At 61.5% G+C, this 14,693-nt stretch carries 16 protein-coding genes; 6 read left to right on the top strand and 10 right to left on the bottom strand.

Annotation, left to right across the window (positions count from 1 at the left end; all coding sequences use genetic code 11):
- Positions 1-19: 19 nt before the first annotated feature.
- The 4 genes from tcuB to D886_RS0124950 all read right to left on the bottom strand — a co-directional run bounded on the left by tcuB (position 20) and on the right by D886_RS0124950 (position 4,620).
- On the bottom strand, positions 20-1,201 hold the full coding sequence (tcuB, locus tag D886_RS0124965) for a tricarballylate utilization 4Fe-4S protein TcuB (protein WP_027596497.1): 1,182 nt from the start codon (positions 1,199-1,201) through the stop codon (positions 20-22).
- Positions 1,182-2,636, bottom strand: a complete 1,455-nt coding sequence (tcuA, locus tag D886_RS0124960; RefSeq protein WP_027596496.1) for an FAD-dependent tricarballylate dehydrogenase TcuA — start codon at positions 2,634-2,636, stop codon at positions 1,182-1,184. Before tcuA ends, tcuB begins: the two co-directional genes overlap by 20 nt.
- Before the next feature lie 148 nt (positions 2,637-2,784).
- Complete coding sequence (locus D886_RS0124955; RefSeq protein WP_027596495.1) at positions 2,785-3,705, bottom strand: LysR family transcriptional regulator; 921 nt, start codon at positions 3,703-3,705, stop codon at positions 2,785-2,787.
- 120 nt (positions 3,706-3,825) lie between these two features.
- A complete protein-coding gene (locus D886_RS0124950; RefSeq protein ID WP_027596494.1) occupies positions 3,826-4,620 on the bottom strand; it encodes a substrate-binding domain-containing protein in 795 nt (264 codons plus the stop codon).
- 567 nt (positions 4,621-5,187) lie between these two features.
- Here D886_RS0124950 and D886_RS0124940 point away from each other — a divergent pair.
- Positions 5,188-5,676: a DUF2878 domain-containing protein gene (locus tag D886_RS0124940; RefSeq protein ID WP_027596493.1), complete on the top strand. Its 489-nt coding sequence runs from the start codon at positions 5,188-5,190 to the stop codon at positions 5,674-5,676.
- On the opposite strand, the gene D886_RS28115 is transcribed toward D886_RS0124940, so the two are convergent.
- The 5 genes from D886_RS28115 to D886_RS0124915 are packed head-to-tail and all read right to left on the bottom strand — an operon-like array spanning position 5,650 to position 8,705.
- Positions 5,650-5,796, bottom strand: a complete 147-nt coding sequence (locus tag D886_RS28115) for a DUF2256 domain-containing protein (RefSeq protein ID WP_081717559.1) — start codon at positions 5,794-5,796, stop codon at positions 5,650-5,652. The two genes, D886_RS0124940 and D886_RS28115, sit on opposite strands and share 27 nt — an antisense overlap.
- Positions 5,793-7,334 (bottom strand): cryptochrome/photolyase family protein, encoded by a 1,542-nt coding sequence (locus tag D886_RS0124930; protein WP_027596492.1) that lies wholly within the window; start codon positions 7,332-7,334, stop codon positions 5,793-5,795. The genes D886_RS28115 and D886_RS0124930 overlap by 4 nt, the downstream gene beginning before the upstream one ends.
- A complete protein-coding gene (locus D886_RS0124925) occupies positions 7,328-7,633 on the bottom strand; it encodes a DUF6482 family protein (RefSeq protein ID WP_027596491.1) in 306 nt (101 codons plus the stop codon). The genes D886_RS0124930 and D886_RS0124925 overlap by 7 nt, the downstream gene beginning before the upstream one ends.
- Positions 7,630-8,166 carry a DUF3833 domain-containing protein gene (locus D886_RS0124920; RefSeq protein ID WP_027596490.1) on the bottom strand — a complete coding sequence of 179 codons (537 nt, stop codon included), beginning with the start codon at positions 8,164-8,166 and terminating at the stop codon, positions 7,630-7,632. The genes D886_RS0124925 and D886_RS0124920 overlap by 4 nt, the downstream gene beginning before the upstream one ends.
- Positions 8,167-8,168: 2 nt before the next feature.
- Positions 8,169-8,705 carry a chalcone isomerase family protein gene (locus D886_RS0124915; protein WP_027596489.1) on the bottom strand — a complete coding sequence of 179 codons (537 nt, stop codon included), beginning with the start codon at positions 8,703-8,705 and terminating at the stop codon, positions 8,169-8,171.
- A 201-nt stretch (positions 8,706-8,906) separates the two neighbouring features.
- Here D886_RS0124915 and D886_RS0124910 point away from each other — a divergent pair, with 201 nt between their 5' ends.
- Positions 8,907-10,235, top strand: coding sequence for an SDR family oxidoreductase (locus D886_RS0124910; protein WP_027596488.1), 1,329 nt, complete (start codon positions 8,907-8,909; stop codon positions 10,233-10,235).
- Between the two features lie 38 nt (positions 10,236-10,273).
- Here the strand turns inward: D886_RS0124910 and D886_RS0124905 are convergent, their stop codons facing one another.
- Positions 10,274-10,798 (bottom strand): hypothetical protein, encoded by a 525-nt coding sequence (locus D886_RS0124905; protein ID WP_027596487.1) that lies wholly within the window; start codon positions 10,796-10,798, stop codon positions 10,274-10,276.
- Positions 10,799-10,983: 185 nt separating this feature from the next.
- Between D886_RS0124905 and D886_RS0124900 the strand changes: the two genes are divergently transcribed.
- From D886_RS0124900 to D886_RS0124885, 4 genes are all read left to right on the top strand, one after another.
- Complete coding sequence (locus D886_RS0124900; RefSeq protein ID WP_027596486.1) at positions 10,984-11,841, top strand: SDR family oxidoreductase; 858 nt, start codon at positions 10,984-10,986, stop codon at positions 11,839-11,841.
- A 166-nt stretch (positions 11,842-12,007) separates the two neighbouring features.
- A complete protein-coding gene (locus D886_RS0124895) occupies positions 12,008-12,472 on the top strand; it encodes a hemerythrin domain-containing protein (protein ID WP_027596485.1) in 465 nt (154 codons plus the stop codon).
- Positions 12,473-12,622: 150 nt separating this feature from the next.
- The gene (locus D886_RS0124890; RefSeq protein ID WP_027596484.1) at positions 12,623-13,543 is read left to right on the top strand and encodes an ABC transporter substrate-binding protein; all 921 of its coding nucleotides are present in this window, start codon (positions 12,623-12,625) and stop codon (positions 13,541-13,543) included.
- Complete coding sequence (locus D886_RS0124885) at positions 13,540-14,688, top strand: phosphotransferase enzyme family protein (protein WP_027596483.1); 1,149 nt, start codon at positions 13,540-13,542, stop codon at positions 14,686-14,688. The genes D886_RS0124890 and D886_RS0124885 overlap by 4 nt, the downstream gene beginning before the upstream one ends.
- Positions 14,689-14,693 lie beyond the last annotated feature (5 nt).

The following is a 14,693-nucleotide window of genomic DNA, read 5'->3' as shown; positions in this document are numbered from 1 at the left end:
TACGGGCTGCGTTCATGGCTCATTCCTCCCCCAAACCCAGTGGGTTGGGCCGGCGCTTTTCGATCGCAAATTTGAGCAGTGCGGCGCTGCGGAACAGGCCATGGGCGAACTTGCCGTATGGCAGCGTGATGAATAGCGCCATCACCGCACCCAAGTGAATCGCCAGCGCAATTGCCATCGCTGCAGTATCACGCAGGCCCAGCAAGGCAAGGCCAGTAGCGCTGACCAGCAGCAGAAGCAGGATGAAAGCCCGGTCCATGGGGCGCTGAGCAACATCGCCCTGCTCCGGTGCCCTGCGAAGGTTGAGCATCAGAAGCCCGGCCGGCCCGATGATCAGGCCAACACCACCCAAGGTTCCCAGCAGCACCGGTGCACTCAGCAATGGATACGGCGCCTGCTGGCCCAATAGGTAGTGGTACCCGGTAGCGACCACAGTGGCAGCGAAGCACAACAGGAAGCCGTAGAAGGTGAAATGATGGAAACGACGGCGCCAGAGCGTGTATCGATCATCGACATCAGTGCAGCCTTGGCCATGCCCACCGTCCAGGTACTTCAGGGTCAACGCCGCGCTCGAGGCCTCGAACACTGCCCCCTTGGCCGGTTGCGCCAGGGCCTCGGCAGGCGAGACCGAGCGCCAGAAACGCCGTATCGCCACCGTCAGCGCCACCGCTGCCGCGGCAAAGACACCGCCGAACATCAAGGCCAAGGTGTTGTGCGGGAAGACAGCATAGAAGTTCCCCGCCAACCGCCCCGGCAGCAACGTGCCGTTGACGTACAACGTCAGCAGCAAGAACAGTGACAACGCGATTACCAAAGCACCGGCGACAAAGGTGCCGTTGTGCCGATACAGTCGACCAAAGAGGGGCGGCCAGGCGTAATCGGCATATGTCTGCCCGCGCACTCTGGCCATCGCCTGTGGCACGTTCACGGCAAATTCGTGGGGCTGAGCATACTGGCAGGCGTGCAGGCAGGCGCCGCAGTTGTGGCAAAGGTTGGCCAGGTAATGGATATCGGCCTTGCCGAACTCCAGCCTGCGGGTCATCGCCGGGAACACAGCGCAGAAACCTTCGCAGTATCGGCAGGCGTTACAGATCCGCATTTGCCGATCGACTTCCTGCTCTTCCAGGTTCAGTACCGGGATCAGTGCAAGGCCCGGCTGGGCGGCATCCGGTTGGCGTGGTTCAGGCAGTTGTGCGGTCATGGCGATTCTCTTGTTCTGGATAGACGTGTCCTGCCGCTGCCGCGGCGCTGGTCCCGGCGATGCGGCCGAAAGCGGTGCCGATGGACATGCCGACACCTGCGGTGTAACCCTTGCCCAACACGTTGCCCGCCATCATCTCGCCGGCGACGAAAAGGTTCGGGCTGGGGCGCCCATCGAAGTGAACCGCGGCGGTTTCGTCGGTGCGCAGCCCCAAGTAGGTAAAGGTCACGCCAGGACGCAGGGGGTACCCGTAGTAAGGCGGGGTATCGAGCGGGCGCGCCCAGTGGCTTTTAGCCGGTTCGAGGCCCACGGTGTGGCAGTCGTCAAGGCGCGTGTGATCGAAGGTTCCCACCTGGCAGGCACGGTTGTAGGCACGCACGGTTTCAACGAAGGCCTGCACGGGCAAACCCAGCAAGCCGGCCAACGCCTCCAGGCTGTCGGCGGCAGTGCCTGGGAAAACCGGCGGCATGAACCGACCGAGCGCTTTCTGGTCGATGATCGAAAAACCAACCTGCCCCGGCTGATGTGCCACCAAGCGCCCCCAGATGGCATAGCGCTTGGGCCAAAAATCCTCGCCCTCATCGTAGAAGCGTTCACCGTCGCGGTTGACCACCACGCCCAGCGACACGCAATCGATACGGGTGCAGATACCCCCGTCGTACAGGGGGGCACGGGCATCGATCGCCACCATGTGCGCCTGTGTCGGGTCGCCAATCTTGTCAGCGCCCTTTTCGATCATGCGGCGCAACAGCACGCCGTCATTGAAACGCGTACCGCGAATCAGGAAATTGTCCGAAGGCCACTCCCCTCGCTCGTTCTGCCCCCAGGCCTCACGCAACCATTGGCGATTGGACTCGAAGCCGCCGGCGGCGAGGACGCAACTGCGCGCTTCGATGCGCTCGGCAGGCAGCTGTCGCCCGTGGGACTCACGCGCTGGCACATGGGCCGCAACGAAGCGACCGCCCTGCAGTTCGATGTCGGCCACCGGTGAGTCGTAGCGAATCTGTACCCCGAGGTTTTCGGCGCTACGGTAGTAGGCATTGACCAGCGCCTTGCCGCCGCCCATGAAAAAGGCATTGGTCCGTGCGGTGTGCAGCGCACCAGACAACGACGGCTGAAAATGCACGCCATGACGGCGCATCCACCCGCGGCAATTAGAGGACGCGCGAATCACCAGGCGCGCGAGCTTCTCGTCAGTCTGGCCACCGGTTACCTTCAGCAGATCCTGCCAGAACTCTTCTTCCGGGTACGCCTCCACCAGCACGTCCTGCGGGGCATCATGCATGCACCGCAAGTTACGCGTATGTTGCGAATTGCCACCCCGCCAGGCGCGGGGTGCAGCCTCGAGCAGCAGCACGCTGGCTCCGGCCTCGCGCGCCATCAGCGCGGCACAGAGGGCGGCATTGCCCCCTCCGATGACTAACACATCGATCATTTTGCCTCCAGGTCGCGAAGAGCCGAATGTTCGGGGGCTCTTCGTGGCCACGGACTTTAATCAGTGCCCGGAGGGTGCGAAACGCGATCGCCGAGGGGAGGCATTTAGTTTTACTAAAGGGGTTGGGTGAGAGGCCCCCGAGCCTGGGTCAAAGCAACCGGGCCCCAGGCCATCGGCCCTGTTCCACCAAGTCCCGGGCGACATCCTGCAATACGATCCGTGTCGCCAACGCGGCAGGCGAAAGCTCGTCATCGGTCAGGCTGACAATCACATTGCGACGCTGCGCCTGTGCTTCATCGATAGCGAACACGCGCAAGCCAGCCTGATGCGCCCGGGCCACCGTCGCGCCAGGCTGAATGGTGGCGGCATGCCCGGCACAGACGCAATCCATCAATAACGACAGGCCATCGACTTCCATGACGATGCGGGTCTCTAGCCCCGCCCGTTCGAAAATCGAGCGCATTGTCGTGCGCAAACCATGCTGTGTACTGGGCATCACCAAGGGTAGCGTCGCGATCTGCTCCAGTGTTAACGACTCGCCCCACTCAGCGTTGACCAGCGGCGCAGGAACCAGCACGAACAGTCGCTCTGTCAAAAGCGCCCGCACCTCTAATCGCGGCCCTGTTTCCGTCTGAAACAACACCGCCAGGTCAAGGTGCCTGGTATTGAGTTGGTTGGTCAGATAGCCAGATAGCATTTCCACCAGGTGCAGACGAATGTTGGGATAGCGTTCGCGCATCCTGTCGATCAATGCCAGGCCTAGAATCGACGCCGTGGTCGGTGCCAGCCCCACGCTGGCATAGCCGCTCATGCGCCCGCTTTGTGCCGCCAGGACGGCATGTTCTGCCTGGCGCAGCGCCAGGCGAGCATGGTATTCGAAGGCCAGGCCCGCTGCCGTCGGGGAGACGCCGGTACTCGAACGTGTCAAAAGCCGGGTACTTAATTCACCCTCCAGCTTCGACAGTTGCTGGCTCAATGCAGAGGCGCCAACCCCAAGCTCGACCGCAGCCCTGCCCAGGCTGCCGTACTCCAATACACCCAGAAAATAGCGAAGTTGACGCAGCTCCATACAAGTCTCTTTCAACGACCGGCCCAAGTGCTGAGCCATGTTAAAGGTATTTGCAGAGCCTGGGCGGTTCAGCTGGTCGTAAGTACGCTACAGCCTCGGTATCGGCGCCCGCATGTATGGTTAGCTGGCGGTATGAGGCAGTGGCGTCAGACCACTGTCTTCGATCGCGGCGTCGGCTTGTGGCGAGGCAAGGTAGTCGAGTAGCGCCTGGGCTGCGGCATGATGTTGGCTCTTACTGACGACCGCGCCCGAATACATTGTCATTTTCTGCGCTTCGGCCGGGATCAAACCAACGATGTCGATGCCCTTTACCGGCTTGAGCTCGCTTAGCTGTTGAAAGCCGATCTGCGCCTGGCCGCGCGCGACCACTGCACCGACGGGTTCAGCCGGTATCATGTGAGCCTTAGCCTCGAACTGTTCACCGAGCTGCATGCGAGGAAACAGGGTCTTGGAGAGGTATACCCCGCTCGCGCTGTCAGAGTAGGCGACAGCGCTGCTGTTTTGCAGCACCGTGCGCAATCCCTGCATGGTGCTGATATCCGGCTTCGGTTCGCCCTTGCGTACGGCCATGGCGATGAACGATTTCCCAAGATCGACGCGGCTGGTTTTGTCCGCTTGGCCGTCGGCCACCAGGTTGTCTAGCGCCGAGCCCACCATCAGGACAACATCCGCCTGCTCACCGCGGGCGAGCCTATTCGGGACAGCCTGTGGGGTCTCCCCCATAGAGGGCGCGGCAAGTACTTCCAGCTTCACACCGAACTTCTTCTGATAGATTGGGGCCACTTCCCGGATAGCGCCCATGATGCCGCCTGAACTCAGGACGGTCAGCGTTTGAGCGCCTGCTTGCGCGGCGTCAGCAGCCGAGCAGGCGATTGACGTAATTAGCAGGGCAGCAAAGGGCAGCATTCGACGCATTGGAACGTTCTCCGCAGGAAAAAAGAACGGCATGTTACCGAGGCGAAGGGCGTGCCCATGGTTAATCAATCCTTAAGAATGTTTCACACTTTCAAAAGGAAGCCATCGAGGTACAGGCTGTTTGCACAGTCCTATACCCAACGCTGCCAGTCCATGCTAGACACCGTCTGTGGATCAGACGCACTGCGCTAGCGACGTTACAAGGTCAGCACTGGCCCGCATGCGTGTCGGCCTTGGGCAGCTTGACTGAAAAGCGGAATAGGTTCCTTCGTAGCACTCATCCGGTCATTCAGTATCAAAATGAACACCGAACAGCGGGTTCGCGAACTGCAAGCGGAAATCGCTCACTTACGTACCCGTTGAGTGAGCCCAGGACTGAATAAAAGCTGTACAACTTCGTTGACTTGTACAAATTTAGTCATAGGCTTCAGCTATATCCTTCAACAGTTCACTGTTGCTTGAGGATCATCTGGAGCCAAACATGTCCGTTTTTCAGCCATTCGCCAAGCCCTTCAATAATCTTGAAAGGGGCAATCTCGACGCCCATTTTTGTCCGGCCGGTGAATGATGCCCAGCAGCTGGCTGATCGCCAATGCACTCTGGTTGCAGGCCGGTTGGTGGGCTTGCGTGCTGGGCGCTCGGTACCCTGGGTTGTTGCTGCTGGTGCCACTCGGCCTGGCCATACACCTGTGGCTCTGCCCGGACTACAAGGTAGAAGTCAAGGCATTGTTGCGTGTCGCATTGGGCGGCTGCGTGCTGGATAGCGTGCTCGGGGCACTGGGCGTATTCAGCTTCGATACGTGGCCCCTGCCCTTGTGGCTGGTATTGCTGTGGTGGGTGCTGGCCAGCGGCCTTCGCCATAGCCTGGCCTGGGCCGGCCGGCCTTACTGGCGCGGCGCGTTGCTGGGCGCCCTTGGCGCCCCAATGGCCTACGTCGGTGGCGCCAGGTTGGCGGGGGTCGGCCTGCCGCTGGGTGTGATTGAAACCGGCTTGTTGCTTATGCCGGTGTGGGCCCTGGCCCTGCCATTACTACTGCACATCGCGGCGCGGCGCTGACCGGCGGCAGCGTTCGGAGCAATAGCGCACCTCGGCCCAGCAGCGTGCCCAGCGCTTGCGCCAATTGAAGGGTCGGCCACATACCACGCAGGTTTTGCTGGGCAGCAGGCTCTTTTTCATACCACCTCGCCAGCATCCAGCCGCGCCAGCAGTGACTGACCACGCAACCACACCGCTTCGCGATGGCCAGGCGGCATGCCGTCCAGGTTACGGTAGACCATGACCAGGCGTGGATTGGCCGACAGCTGAGCGCGGTGACGTATCAGAAAATGCCAGTACAAGGCATTGAATGGGCAGGCATCCTCCTCGACCACATGGTCGACCTTGTAGCTGCACGCCTTGCAATGGTCGGACATCCGCTGGATGTAACGACCACTGGCACAGTACGGTTTCGACCCCAGGTACCCACCGTCTGCATGCATGACCATTCCCAGCGTGTTAGGCAGTTCGACCCAGTCGAAGGCATCCATATACACCGCCAAATACCACTCGCAAATGGCGTCTGGCACGATGCCGGCCAACAGGGCGAAATTACCGGTGACCATCAGCCGCTGGATGTGGTGGGCGTAACCCAAGCGCAACGTCTGCCCGATGGTTTGCGCCATGCAGCGCATGCGGGTGGCGCCCGTCCAGTAGAATTCCGGTAAGGCACGCTGGTTACCCAGATGATTGAGCCCGGCATACTCAGGCATGCGCAGCCAGTAGATGCCATGCACATACTCGCGCCAGCCAATCAACTGGCGGATGAAGCCTTCGGCGGCATTCAGCGGCACCCGCCCCTCACGCCACGCCTTGTCGACGTCGTCGCACAGGCAACGCACATCCAGAAGGCCAATGTTGAGTGCCGCGCTGATGCGCGCATGGAACAGGTACGGTTCGCCTTCTGCCATGGCGTCCTGGTAGTCACCGAACGCCGCCAGGCCGAAATCGAGAAAATGCTGCCAGAGCTGATGAGCCTGCTCATGGGTCACGGGGTAGTTGAACCCGTCCACGGCCCCGTAATGGTCACTGAAACGCTGCCGAACCAAGGCCACTACCGCTGTCGTGATCGCGTCTGGCTCAAACTGCGCAGCGAACGGCCCTCGCAACTGGCGCGGCAACGGCTTGCGGTTGTCCCCATCAAAATTCCAGGCACCGCCTGCGGGGCTGCCATCGGCCTCCAACAGCAACCCGCAACGCTTGCGCATGCCGCGGTAGAAATGCTCCATGCGCAGCTGCTTACGCCCCTGCGCCCACCGCGCGAAGGCTTCACGCGAGCACAAAAAGCGCGTATCGCGGTGCCACACAAGCGGCAGCTGCGCATCGCGTAGCGCCTGCTCCAGGCGCCATTCACCGCACTCTGTCAGGTGGATGTGCGTGGCGCCCAATGCCTGCTGCCAGCGACGCAGCTCGCCCGCAATGCTACCGCTGTTGCCGGCAGCGATAAGCTCGACATAGTGCACCTGCCAACCCCGCTCCCGCAGCGCCTTTGCGAAATGCCGCATGGCACTGAAGATGAGGATGATCTTCAGCGGATGATGCGGCACGTAGCGGGCCTCGCCCTCCACTTCCGCCATCAGAATAGCGTCGCGGGTAGGGTCCAGGGCCCCCAGGCTTGCCAGGTCGAACGACAGTTGGTCACCGAGCACCAACCCCAGCCGCGGGGGCCGGGCTACCATTGGGTCGTCAGCGTCACGGGCACCCGCAGCGGCGCGATAGGTCCGTCACGCTGCCCACACATTTCATCATGCACCACCTGCTGCACCAGCATGCACGGCACCGGTGGCAGCTCGGCCAACAAGTGGCGCAGCTCGGTGGTGGAGCGCAGGCGAACGGGCTGACCATGATCATCAATCAACGTGACCGGGCCGGCACCGGTCAGTGCGCGGAGGATGTAGAAGCCACCTTCGAGCGACAGCAGTTCAAGCTCTCTGACTTCACCGGCCGTAACCCGTTGAGTAAGCGCATTCAGGTTCATGGTGTGCCCTCCGGCAAGCGGCGGAAGAACAGCGTGATCTGCCCAATCTCCACGCCCAGTTTGCTCATGCTCGAGCGGTTGATCAGGGTGTCTTCATCCATCAGGTACATCCAGTCGTCCAGGTCCACCTGCCAATGCTCCCCGTCTACCGGCAGGTCCAGCCGGTAGCGCCAGCGCAGCGCATTACCGGCCGATTCGCCACGGGCCTCACCGATCACGTCACCCGCTGTTCCTCGCCAGCGGCCCGCACCTTCCGGCACCAGCGTCCAGGTTCGCTGCTGACGCGTGCCATCGCTGTACAGAAAATGCTCATCGAGGATCAGCCGCTCACCGTCGCGGCGGCTGTCGATACGCACGTGAAAGCGCTTCACCACCTCGCCGGAACGCTTCTGGAACATCCCCCAGGCTTGCACCGGTCGTGAGAAGAATGCCGCCAGGTCGAGTTTTGGTTGCTCCTTGGCATAGTGCTCGACACCGACGTTGCCACAACTGCCGAGGAGCAGGCAGCCAACCAGTAACAGTGCTCTGTACATGTTTACGTCCCTCGGTCGTTGCCCGCCCGCCCGAGCAGGCGCTGGCGCAGCTGTGGGTCCCTGGCCCGTGGGTCGAGCCAGATGGCGAAGAATGCTCGGGAAAATTCCGGGTCGGCGATTACCTGGCTGAGTGTGCCATCGACATAGAAGCGAGCCCCTTGGCCTGGCAGGTACACACCCGTGATACGCATACCTGGGCGCACATCCACGAATGCCCCTTCAAGGGCCTTGCTCCACGCTGCGCGCTGCTGCGGCGTGATGTTGGCGTTAAGGCGGCGTATCTCCGCAAGGCTCGCGTCTACCAGCGTCTCCTTGGACAGCGATCGGTGGTAGCGCAGTTCCAGGGCAAAGGGCTGGTTCCAGTCCTGAACCGGGCCCACTGTCCACAGCCGGGCGCTGTATAGGCGCACGCCGAACCACGTGAAATCGCCAGCACCCAACGGTTGCGCCGTTGGCAATTCGGCTCGCCAGTCCGCCGCCACGGTCGACAGCGCAACCATCAGCACGCACAGGCTGGCCCAACGCGCAGGAGGCACCATGCTTACCTCGAACAATTGGGAAAATCCTGTACAAGAATAGCTTTTTGTATAGGTTTCAACAAACGGTAAGCACTGTCCATCCGCCGCTAAAAAAAAACCGCTGAAACGCTTGCTCTGAACTTTGTCCTGCCCAACGGATTCCCCTGCTTACTCACTGCAATATCTGCTGCACAGCCGGCTTTCAGAAAAGGGGTTTTCACCATGATCGATCAAGCGACAGGTATGAAACCAGGCGAGCGCTATTGCGTGGAGAACGTCGAGCGCGCCCATCAGTTCCCGGGGTACTTTCAAGACGGCAAGTATTACCTCGGCCCCGAACTGCTGACTGCGGTCGGCTGGCTCGAAGGCACGCAGTTCATCTACGACAGCCTGGATGCTGAAGGCGAACCCGTCTTCCCGGATCGGATAGCGGGCACCATCGAGGGCTTGAAGCTGGTAATGGCTGATGGAACCACCCTTGAGCTTTGCGCCCTAGAAGCCAGTGCCACACTGCCGTCTAACGACAGCGAAGACTCACCAGCCCCAGAGCACTCCATGCCAATGAGCCCGACGCCGATCAAAGGCCCATTGCGCGGAAAGGTCGTGGTCATCACCGGCGCCTCCAGCGGCATAGGCCGGGCGGCTGCGCATGCGTTTGCCTGCAAAGGTGCGCGCCTGGTGCTCGCGGCACGCGATGAGGAAGCGTTGTTCGACGTGCTGGATGAATGCACCGACTGCGGCACGGACGCTGTCGCCATCACCACCGACGTCACCCACAGCGATCAAGTGGCAGCCCTGGCCACCCAAGCTGCCGAGTTTGGCCATGGACGTATCGATATCTGGATCAACAACGCCGGGGTTGGCGCGTTGGGCAGCTTCGACGAAACACCGCTAGAGGCACATGAGCAGGTGATTCAAACCGACCTGGTCGGTTATCTGCGCGGCGCTTACGTGGTGCTTCCCTACTTCAAGGCACAGCGCAGCGGCATACTGATCAACACCTTGTCGCTTGGCAGCTGGATCGCCCAACCCTATGCGGCAGCCTACTCGGCGAGCAAGTTCGGCCTGCGTGGCCTGACCGAAGCGCTGCGCGGTGAGCTGACGGCGTTCCCCGGCATTCATGTGTGTGATCTTTATCCGGCCGTCATGGACACGCCAGGCTTGCGGGACGCAGGCAACTACACCGGCCACGCGCTGACACCCCCAGGGCCGATCTACGACCCGGAACGGGTGGCAAACGCCATGGTAGCCTGCGCCATTTCCCCGAGCGCGCGCACCACTGTCGGCGCTGCCGCTCGCCTCGCCCATCTGGCCAGCTACCTGGTACCGGGGCTGCCTCAGTTGTCAGGGTGGCTCACGCGCTGGGGCTTGAACCGCAGCCCCAGCGCGGCGATATCTTCCGGGAATCTGTTCGAGCCACCCGATGACCGGCGAAGTGTGGACGGTGGCTGGAGAACTCAGAAAGATAAAACGTCATTATGGGTAGGTGCGGCGCTGCTGGGTGTCATTGCCGGGTTTGTCTTCACCCGTTCGCAACGCAGGCGCCGCTAGGGTTTGCTGGCAGTCATTTGCGCACAGCAGCGCGCCCGTCACGCGAGCTGGATATACACCGAGTAGCTGCCCAGCAAAACCCAGAACCCGAGAAAAATCCAAGGCGTGCGAAGGGAGAACAGCAAGGATTTCCGGTGCCCGGCCCGGGACGTCTCAGCCTCGCAGAATAAGGGCGATTCATCATAGGCCAGGCCCATCATCGGCTCACTGCGCAGCAAGTGGCTCTGCTTCAACTGCCAGTGCTCGATGATCCGGAACGCCGCGCGGATGCCTGGCCAGGCATTCAACGAGCTCAACACGCCGAGCAGGGCGAGAAACGCCGGCACGATCAACGTGAACATTTCCCCCCAGCTCTGGTTAAGGTTGCTCATCGAAGACACGAAGGCGATGACCAGGAACGACTGAGCGGCCAAATACGCATCGGTACGGTTGGCCAGGATAGTGGTCTCGTACTGGATTTCGCGTCGATAGAAATCCAGGCGTTCCTTGGGCGTGCCGAACATCCGCGCATTCTGCTGATCGATCTCATGCTCAGAGGTGGTGGGCGTAATGATTCGAGGCACTCGGGCGCTCCTGAAAGGGGTGAGAGCAGCGCACTGCTGATCAGCGATAGAGCGATCCCTTCAACGAAAATTCATTGCAAGTGGGTGGCAGGCCGTCCGTCGTTCAAAACCAGCATCCACTTCAACACTGGCTTCTCGCACGGTTCGAACGGTAATGAGCGTTCTCAACTGCAGGAGCTTCGACCATGAGCGACTACCCTACTCCGCCATTCCCCTCGCAACCGCAAAGCGTCCCCGGTTCGCAGCGCAAGATGGAGCCGTACCCGGACTGTGGTGAGCAGACCTATACAGGCCACAACCGGCTCGAAGGCAAAATCGCCTTGATCACCGGCGCCGACAGCGGCATCGGTCGGGCCGTTGCGATTGCCTATGCGCGTGAAGGTGCAGACGTTGCCATCGCCTACCTGGATGAGCACGAAGATGCGCAAGAAACTGCGCGTTGGGTCGAAGCCGCGGGCCGCCAGTGCCTCCTGCTGCCCGGTGACCTGTCGCACAAACAGCACTGTTACGCCATTGTCGACAAGACCGTGGAACAGTTCGGTCGTATCGACATCCTGGTCAACAACGCCGCATTCCAGATGGCCCATGAAAGCCTGGACGACATTGACGATGAGGAATGGGTGAAGACGTTCGACACCAACATCACCGCCATCTTCCGCATCTGCCAACGGGCATTGCCGTCAATGCCGAAGGGCGGCTCGATCATCAACACCAGCTCGGTCAACTCCGATGACCCGTCACCCAGCCTGTTGGCCTACGCCGCCACCAAAGGCGCCATTGCCAACTTCACCGCAGGCCTCGCCCAGTTGCTGGCCAAGCAAGGCATCCGGGTCAACAGCGTGGCGCCAGGCCCGATCTGGACGCCGTTGATCCCTGCCACCATGCCGGATGAGGCCGTCAGAAACTTTGGCTCGGGCTACCCCATGGGGCGGCCAGGGCAACCGGTCGAGGTCGCGCCGATCTACGTTTTGCTGGGCTCTGATGAAGCCAGTTATATCTCGGGTTCACGCTACGGCGTCACAGGGGGCAAACCGATCCTCTGACGACCATGAGGAGGCTTGTTGTTGCAGGCCTGGACGCTTCGTCTGCGCGCTGCGAACCATGCGGTAAAGACTTGAACCATTCGCACGCACATTACGTCCACCGCAACAGAAACGATGAGTTTGTACCCAGCAATCCGTTTTTCTCCGACCACCATGAGGTGCCTGCATGAACGCTATCGACCTGTTGATTCAAGACCATAAATTGGTGAAGAAGCTGCTGGCTGAATTGTCTTCAACCACCGAGCGAGCGGTGAAAAAGCGCGCCGAACTGCTGCACCGGATCGAGCAGGAGCTGCAAGTCCACACTGCACTGGAGGAGGACATCCTCTACCCGGCCATCAAGAAAGCCGGCGGCAAGGAAGAGGCGAAGATGTATTACGAAGCCAAGGAAGAACACCGTACCGTCGATTCGCTGGTGCTTCCTGATCTGCTTCATACCGAAACCGGCACCCTGGAATTTGCCGGGCGGGTGAAGGTGATGAAAGAGCTGCTTGAACATCACATCGAAGAAGAGGAAGGCGAGCTGTTCCCCACGGCGAAAAAACTGCTGGGCAAAGATCAGCTGGAAGAGATGGGCATTGCCATGGAGGCGCACAGGAAAATGCTCAAGGGCGAACGAAAGGCTGCATGAACCGAATGCGCCACAGCCAAAAAGAAATTAAAGCAGGCCAGTTTATTACCTGAAGGAATAAAAATAGCACCGAACGATATTGGTATATACCAGATGTCTACCCGTTAAATCTGCTCCCTGAGCCCCGAGGGCACCAAGGAGCACGAAAGGATGAACGCTGTACGGGTAATGCTGGAATATTTCCACCCTTGGCCAAATTCGGCAGGGTTCTACGTCGCAAGGGAGCGCGGGTGGTATCAGGACGCCGGCTTGTCGGTGCAACTGGTAGTGCCCGACCCCTTCCATGGCGACACGTTGGAGCACCTGCTCAACGGCGATGCGGATGTCGGCGTGTTTCCCAGCAATCGCTTGCTGGTCAGGCGCAGCCTCGGCCAGCCGCTGCTGGGTGTCGCGGCCATCAACCATCGGGGCCTTGAATCGATCCAGACCCTCACCGACTTCGGCATTCGCCGCCCCAGGGACCTCGCAGGCAAACGCCTGGCGCTCAACCCCACGCCCCGTGGCCTGGCCATGGTGCGCCATCTGGTGGCCGCCGATGGCGGCGACCCGGATGCCGTGATCATCGTCGACAGCAAAGTGCGCGAACTGCGCCCGGAAGACCTGGCGGCAGGCATTGCCGACGCCAGTTTTGGCGGCTACTGGGCCTGGGAGGCCTTGATGGACAGCCCGGTTGCGGCCGAGCGACGTGTGGTCTGGCCAGTCGATGACATTGGCGCACCGCGTTATCACAGCTACCTGCTGGGCGGGCAGCAACGCTGGTTCGAGGAAAACCCCGAGATCGCCCGCGCCTTTCTCGCCGCCACCGAGCGTGGCTTTCGCGCGGCGGCCGCTGACCCGCAAAGCGCGTTGGGCGCCTATGAGGCCGCCACCCCTTACTTTCCGAGGGCGCTGCTCAGCCAATCGCTACAGCACATCGCACCCACTTGGCTGCATGAGCAGCGCTGGGGCCAGCAACGCGAAGAATTGATCGCCCCCTACGCCCAGTGGCTGCACCACCACGGCGTACTGGCCGACGCCGACGCTTGGCGTGGTGCCACCAGTAACCGTTACCTGCCGGAGCCACAGGCATGAACAAGCCCTTGCGCATGGCCCATGGCATGGGCGTGCAGCCAGTAGAAGCCGACTGGCCCGCGCTGACTCAGGTGGATGTGGAAGCGGTACTGAGCCATTTCCCGCGGCTTGGCACCGTGGGCCCGCTGCACTGGCACAGCCCCCGCCCCTTCTCGGCTGCCGCGCAGGTGCGCACAGACCAGGGCGAGCTGTTCGTCAAACGCCACCACCGCAGTGTCCGCCAGCCCGCCTGGCTGCTGGAGGAACACCGCTTCGTTCAGCACCTTGAACAGCGTGGCGCGCCCGTTGTCACCCCGTTGCTCGACCGCAATGGCAACAGCGTGGTGGCCCTGGGTGAATGGACTTACGAGGTGCTGCCCTGCGCGCAGGGCCACGACCTGTACCGTGACGCGCTGTCGTGGACACCCTTCCTCAGCCTGCCGCACGCCCATGCGGCGGGCGTTGCCCTTGCTCGCCTGCACCTGGCCGCCGAAGGCTTCACTGCGGGCGCCCGACGCACGCCCGTATTGATTGCCAACCTGCGGTTCTTCAGCCACCACGCGCCGCTGTCGTCCATCGAAACGGCCTTGGCGCAGCAGCCCGCACTGGCTCACTACCTCGCAGACAAACACTGGCAGCAGGCCCTGAGCGAACTCTACCTGCCCCATCACCGCGCCCTGCTGCCGCTGCTGCAGCACCAGCCGGCGCTGTGGACCCACAACGACTGGCACGCCTCCAACCTGCTGTGGGACGAATCGGCAAACACCACGCAGGTGCGCAGCGTCCTTGATTTCGGCCTGAGTGACCGAACTTTCGCCGTATTCGACCTGGCCACTGCGGTAGAACGCAATTGCATTCCCTGGCTTGAACTCGATGCAGGCGGGCGCGCCGCCGCCGACCTCGACGCCGTCGATGCACTGCTGACCGGTTACCACAGCCAGCGGCCCCTGACACAGGCCGACCTGCTCACGCTCAAAGCGCTGCTGCCATTGGTCCATGTGGATTTCGCCCTCGCCGAAATCGACTACTTCCAGGGCATCGTCGGATCCCGGAGCAACGCCGACATCGCCTACCACAATTTCTTGATCGGCCATGGCCAATGGTTTGGCGACAGCGAAGGCACCCGCCTGCTCGATCATCTGCACCGCATCGCACGCGCGCGCTGACAGGA

The organism is Pseudomonas sp. LAIL14HWK12:I7, assembly GCF_000483465.1.
In the GTDB taxonomy this organism is placed as follows: domain Bacteria; phylum Pseudomonadota; class Gammaproteobacteria; order Pseudomonadales; family Pseudomonadaceae; genus Aquipseudomonas; species Aquipseudomonas kermanshahensis.
The sequence above is the reverse complement of the archived record's forward strand: the minus strand, read 5'-3'. Positions and strand labels throughout refer to the sequence as shown.

Excerpts from the sequence above, each read along its gene's own strand:
- tcuB (WP_027596497.1), bottom strand. The coding sequence starts at position 1,201 with ATGACCGCACAACTGCCTGAACCACGCCAACCGGATGCCGCCCAGCCG.
- tcuA (WP_027596496.1), bottom strand. The coding sequence starts at position 2,636 with ATGATCGATGTGTTAGTCATCGGAGGGGGCAATGCCGCCCTCTGTGCC.
- D886_RS0124955 (WP_027596495.1), bottom strand. The coding sequence starts at position 3,705 with ATGGAGCTGCGTCAACTTCGCTATTTTCTGGGTGTATTGGAGTACGGC.
- D886_RS0124950 (WP_027596494.1), bottom strand. The coding sequence starts at position 4,620 with ATGCGTCGAATGCTGCCCTTTGCTGCCCTGCTAATTACGTCAATCGCC.
- D886_RS0124940 (WP_027596493.1), top strand. The coding sequence starts at position 5,188 with ATGCCCAGCAGCTGGCTGATCGCCAATGCACTCTGGTTGCAGGCCGGT.
- D886_RS28115 (WP_081717559.1), bottom strand. The coding sequence starts at position 5,796 with ATGAAAAAGAGCCTGCTGCCCAGCAAAACCTGCGTGGTATGTGGCCGA.
- D886_RS0124930 (WP_027596492.1), bottom strand. The coding sequence starts at position 7,334 with ATGGTAGCCCGGCCCCCGCGGCTGGGGTTGGTGCTCGGTGACCAACTG.
- D886_RS0124925 (WP_027596491.1), bottom strand. The coding sequence starts at position 7,633 with ATGAACCTGAATGCGCTTACTCAACGGGTTACGGCCGGTGAAGTCAGA.
- D886_RS0124920 (WP_027596490.1), bottom strand. The coding sequence starts at position 8,166 with ATGTACAGAGCACTGTTACTGGTTGGCTGCCTGCTCCTCGGCAGTTGT.
- D886_RS0124915 (WP_027596489.1), bottom strand. The coding sequence starts at position 8,705 with ATGGTGCCTCCTGCGCGTTGGGCCAGCCTGTGCGTGCTGATGGTTGCG.
- D886_RS0124910 (WP_027596488.1), top strand. The coding sequence starts at position 8,907 with ATGATCGATCAAGCGACAGGTATGAAACCAGGCGAGCGCTATTGCGTG.
- D886_RS0124900 (WP_027596486.1), top strand. The coding sequence starts at position 10,984 with ATGAGCGACTACCCTACTCCGCCATTCCCCTCGCAACCGCAAAGCGTC.
- D886_RS0124895 (WP_027596485.1), top strand. The coding sequence starts at position 12,008 with ATGAACGCTATCGACCTGTTGATTCAAGACCATAAATTGGTGAAGAAG.
- D886_RS0124890 (WP_027596484.1), top strand. The coding sequence starts at position 12,623 with ATGAACGCTGTACGGGTAATGCTGGAATATTTCCACCCTTGGCCAAAT.
- D886_RS0124885 (WP_027596483.1), top strand. The coding sequence starts at position 13,540 with ATGAACAAGCCCTTGCGCATGGCCCATGGCATGGGCGTGCAGCCAGTA.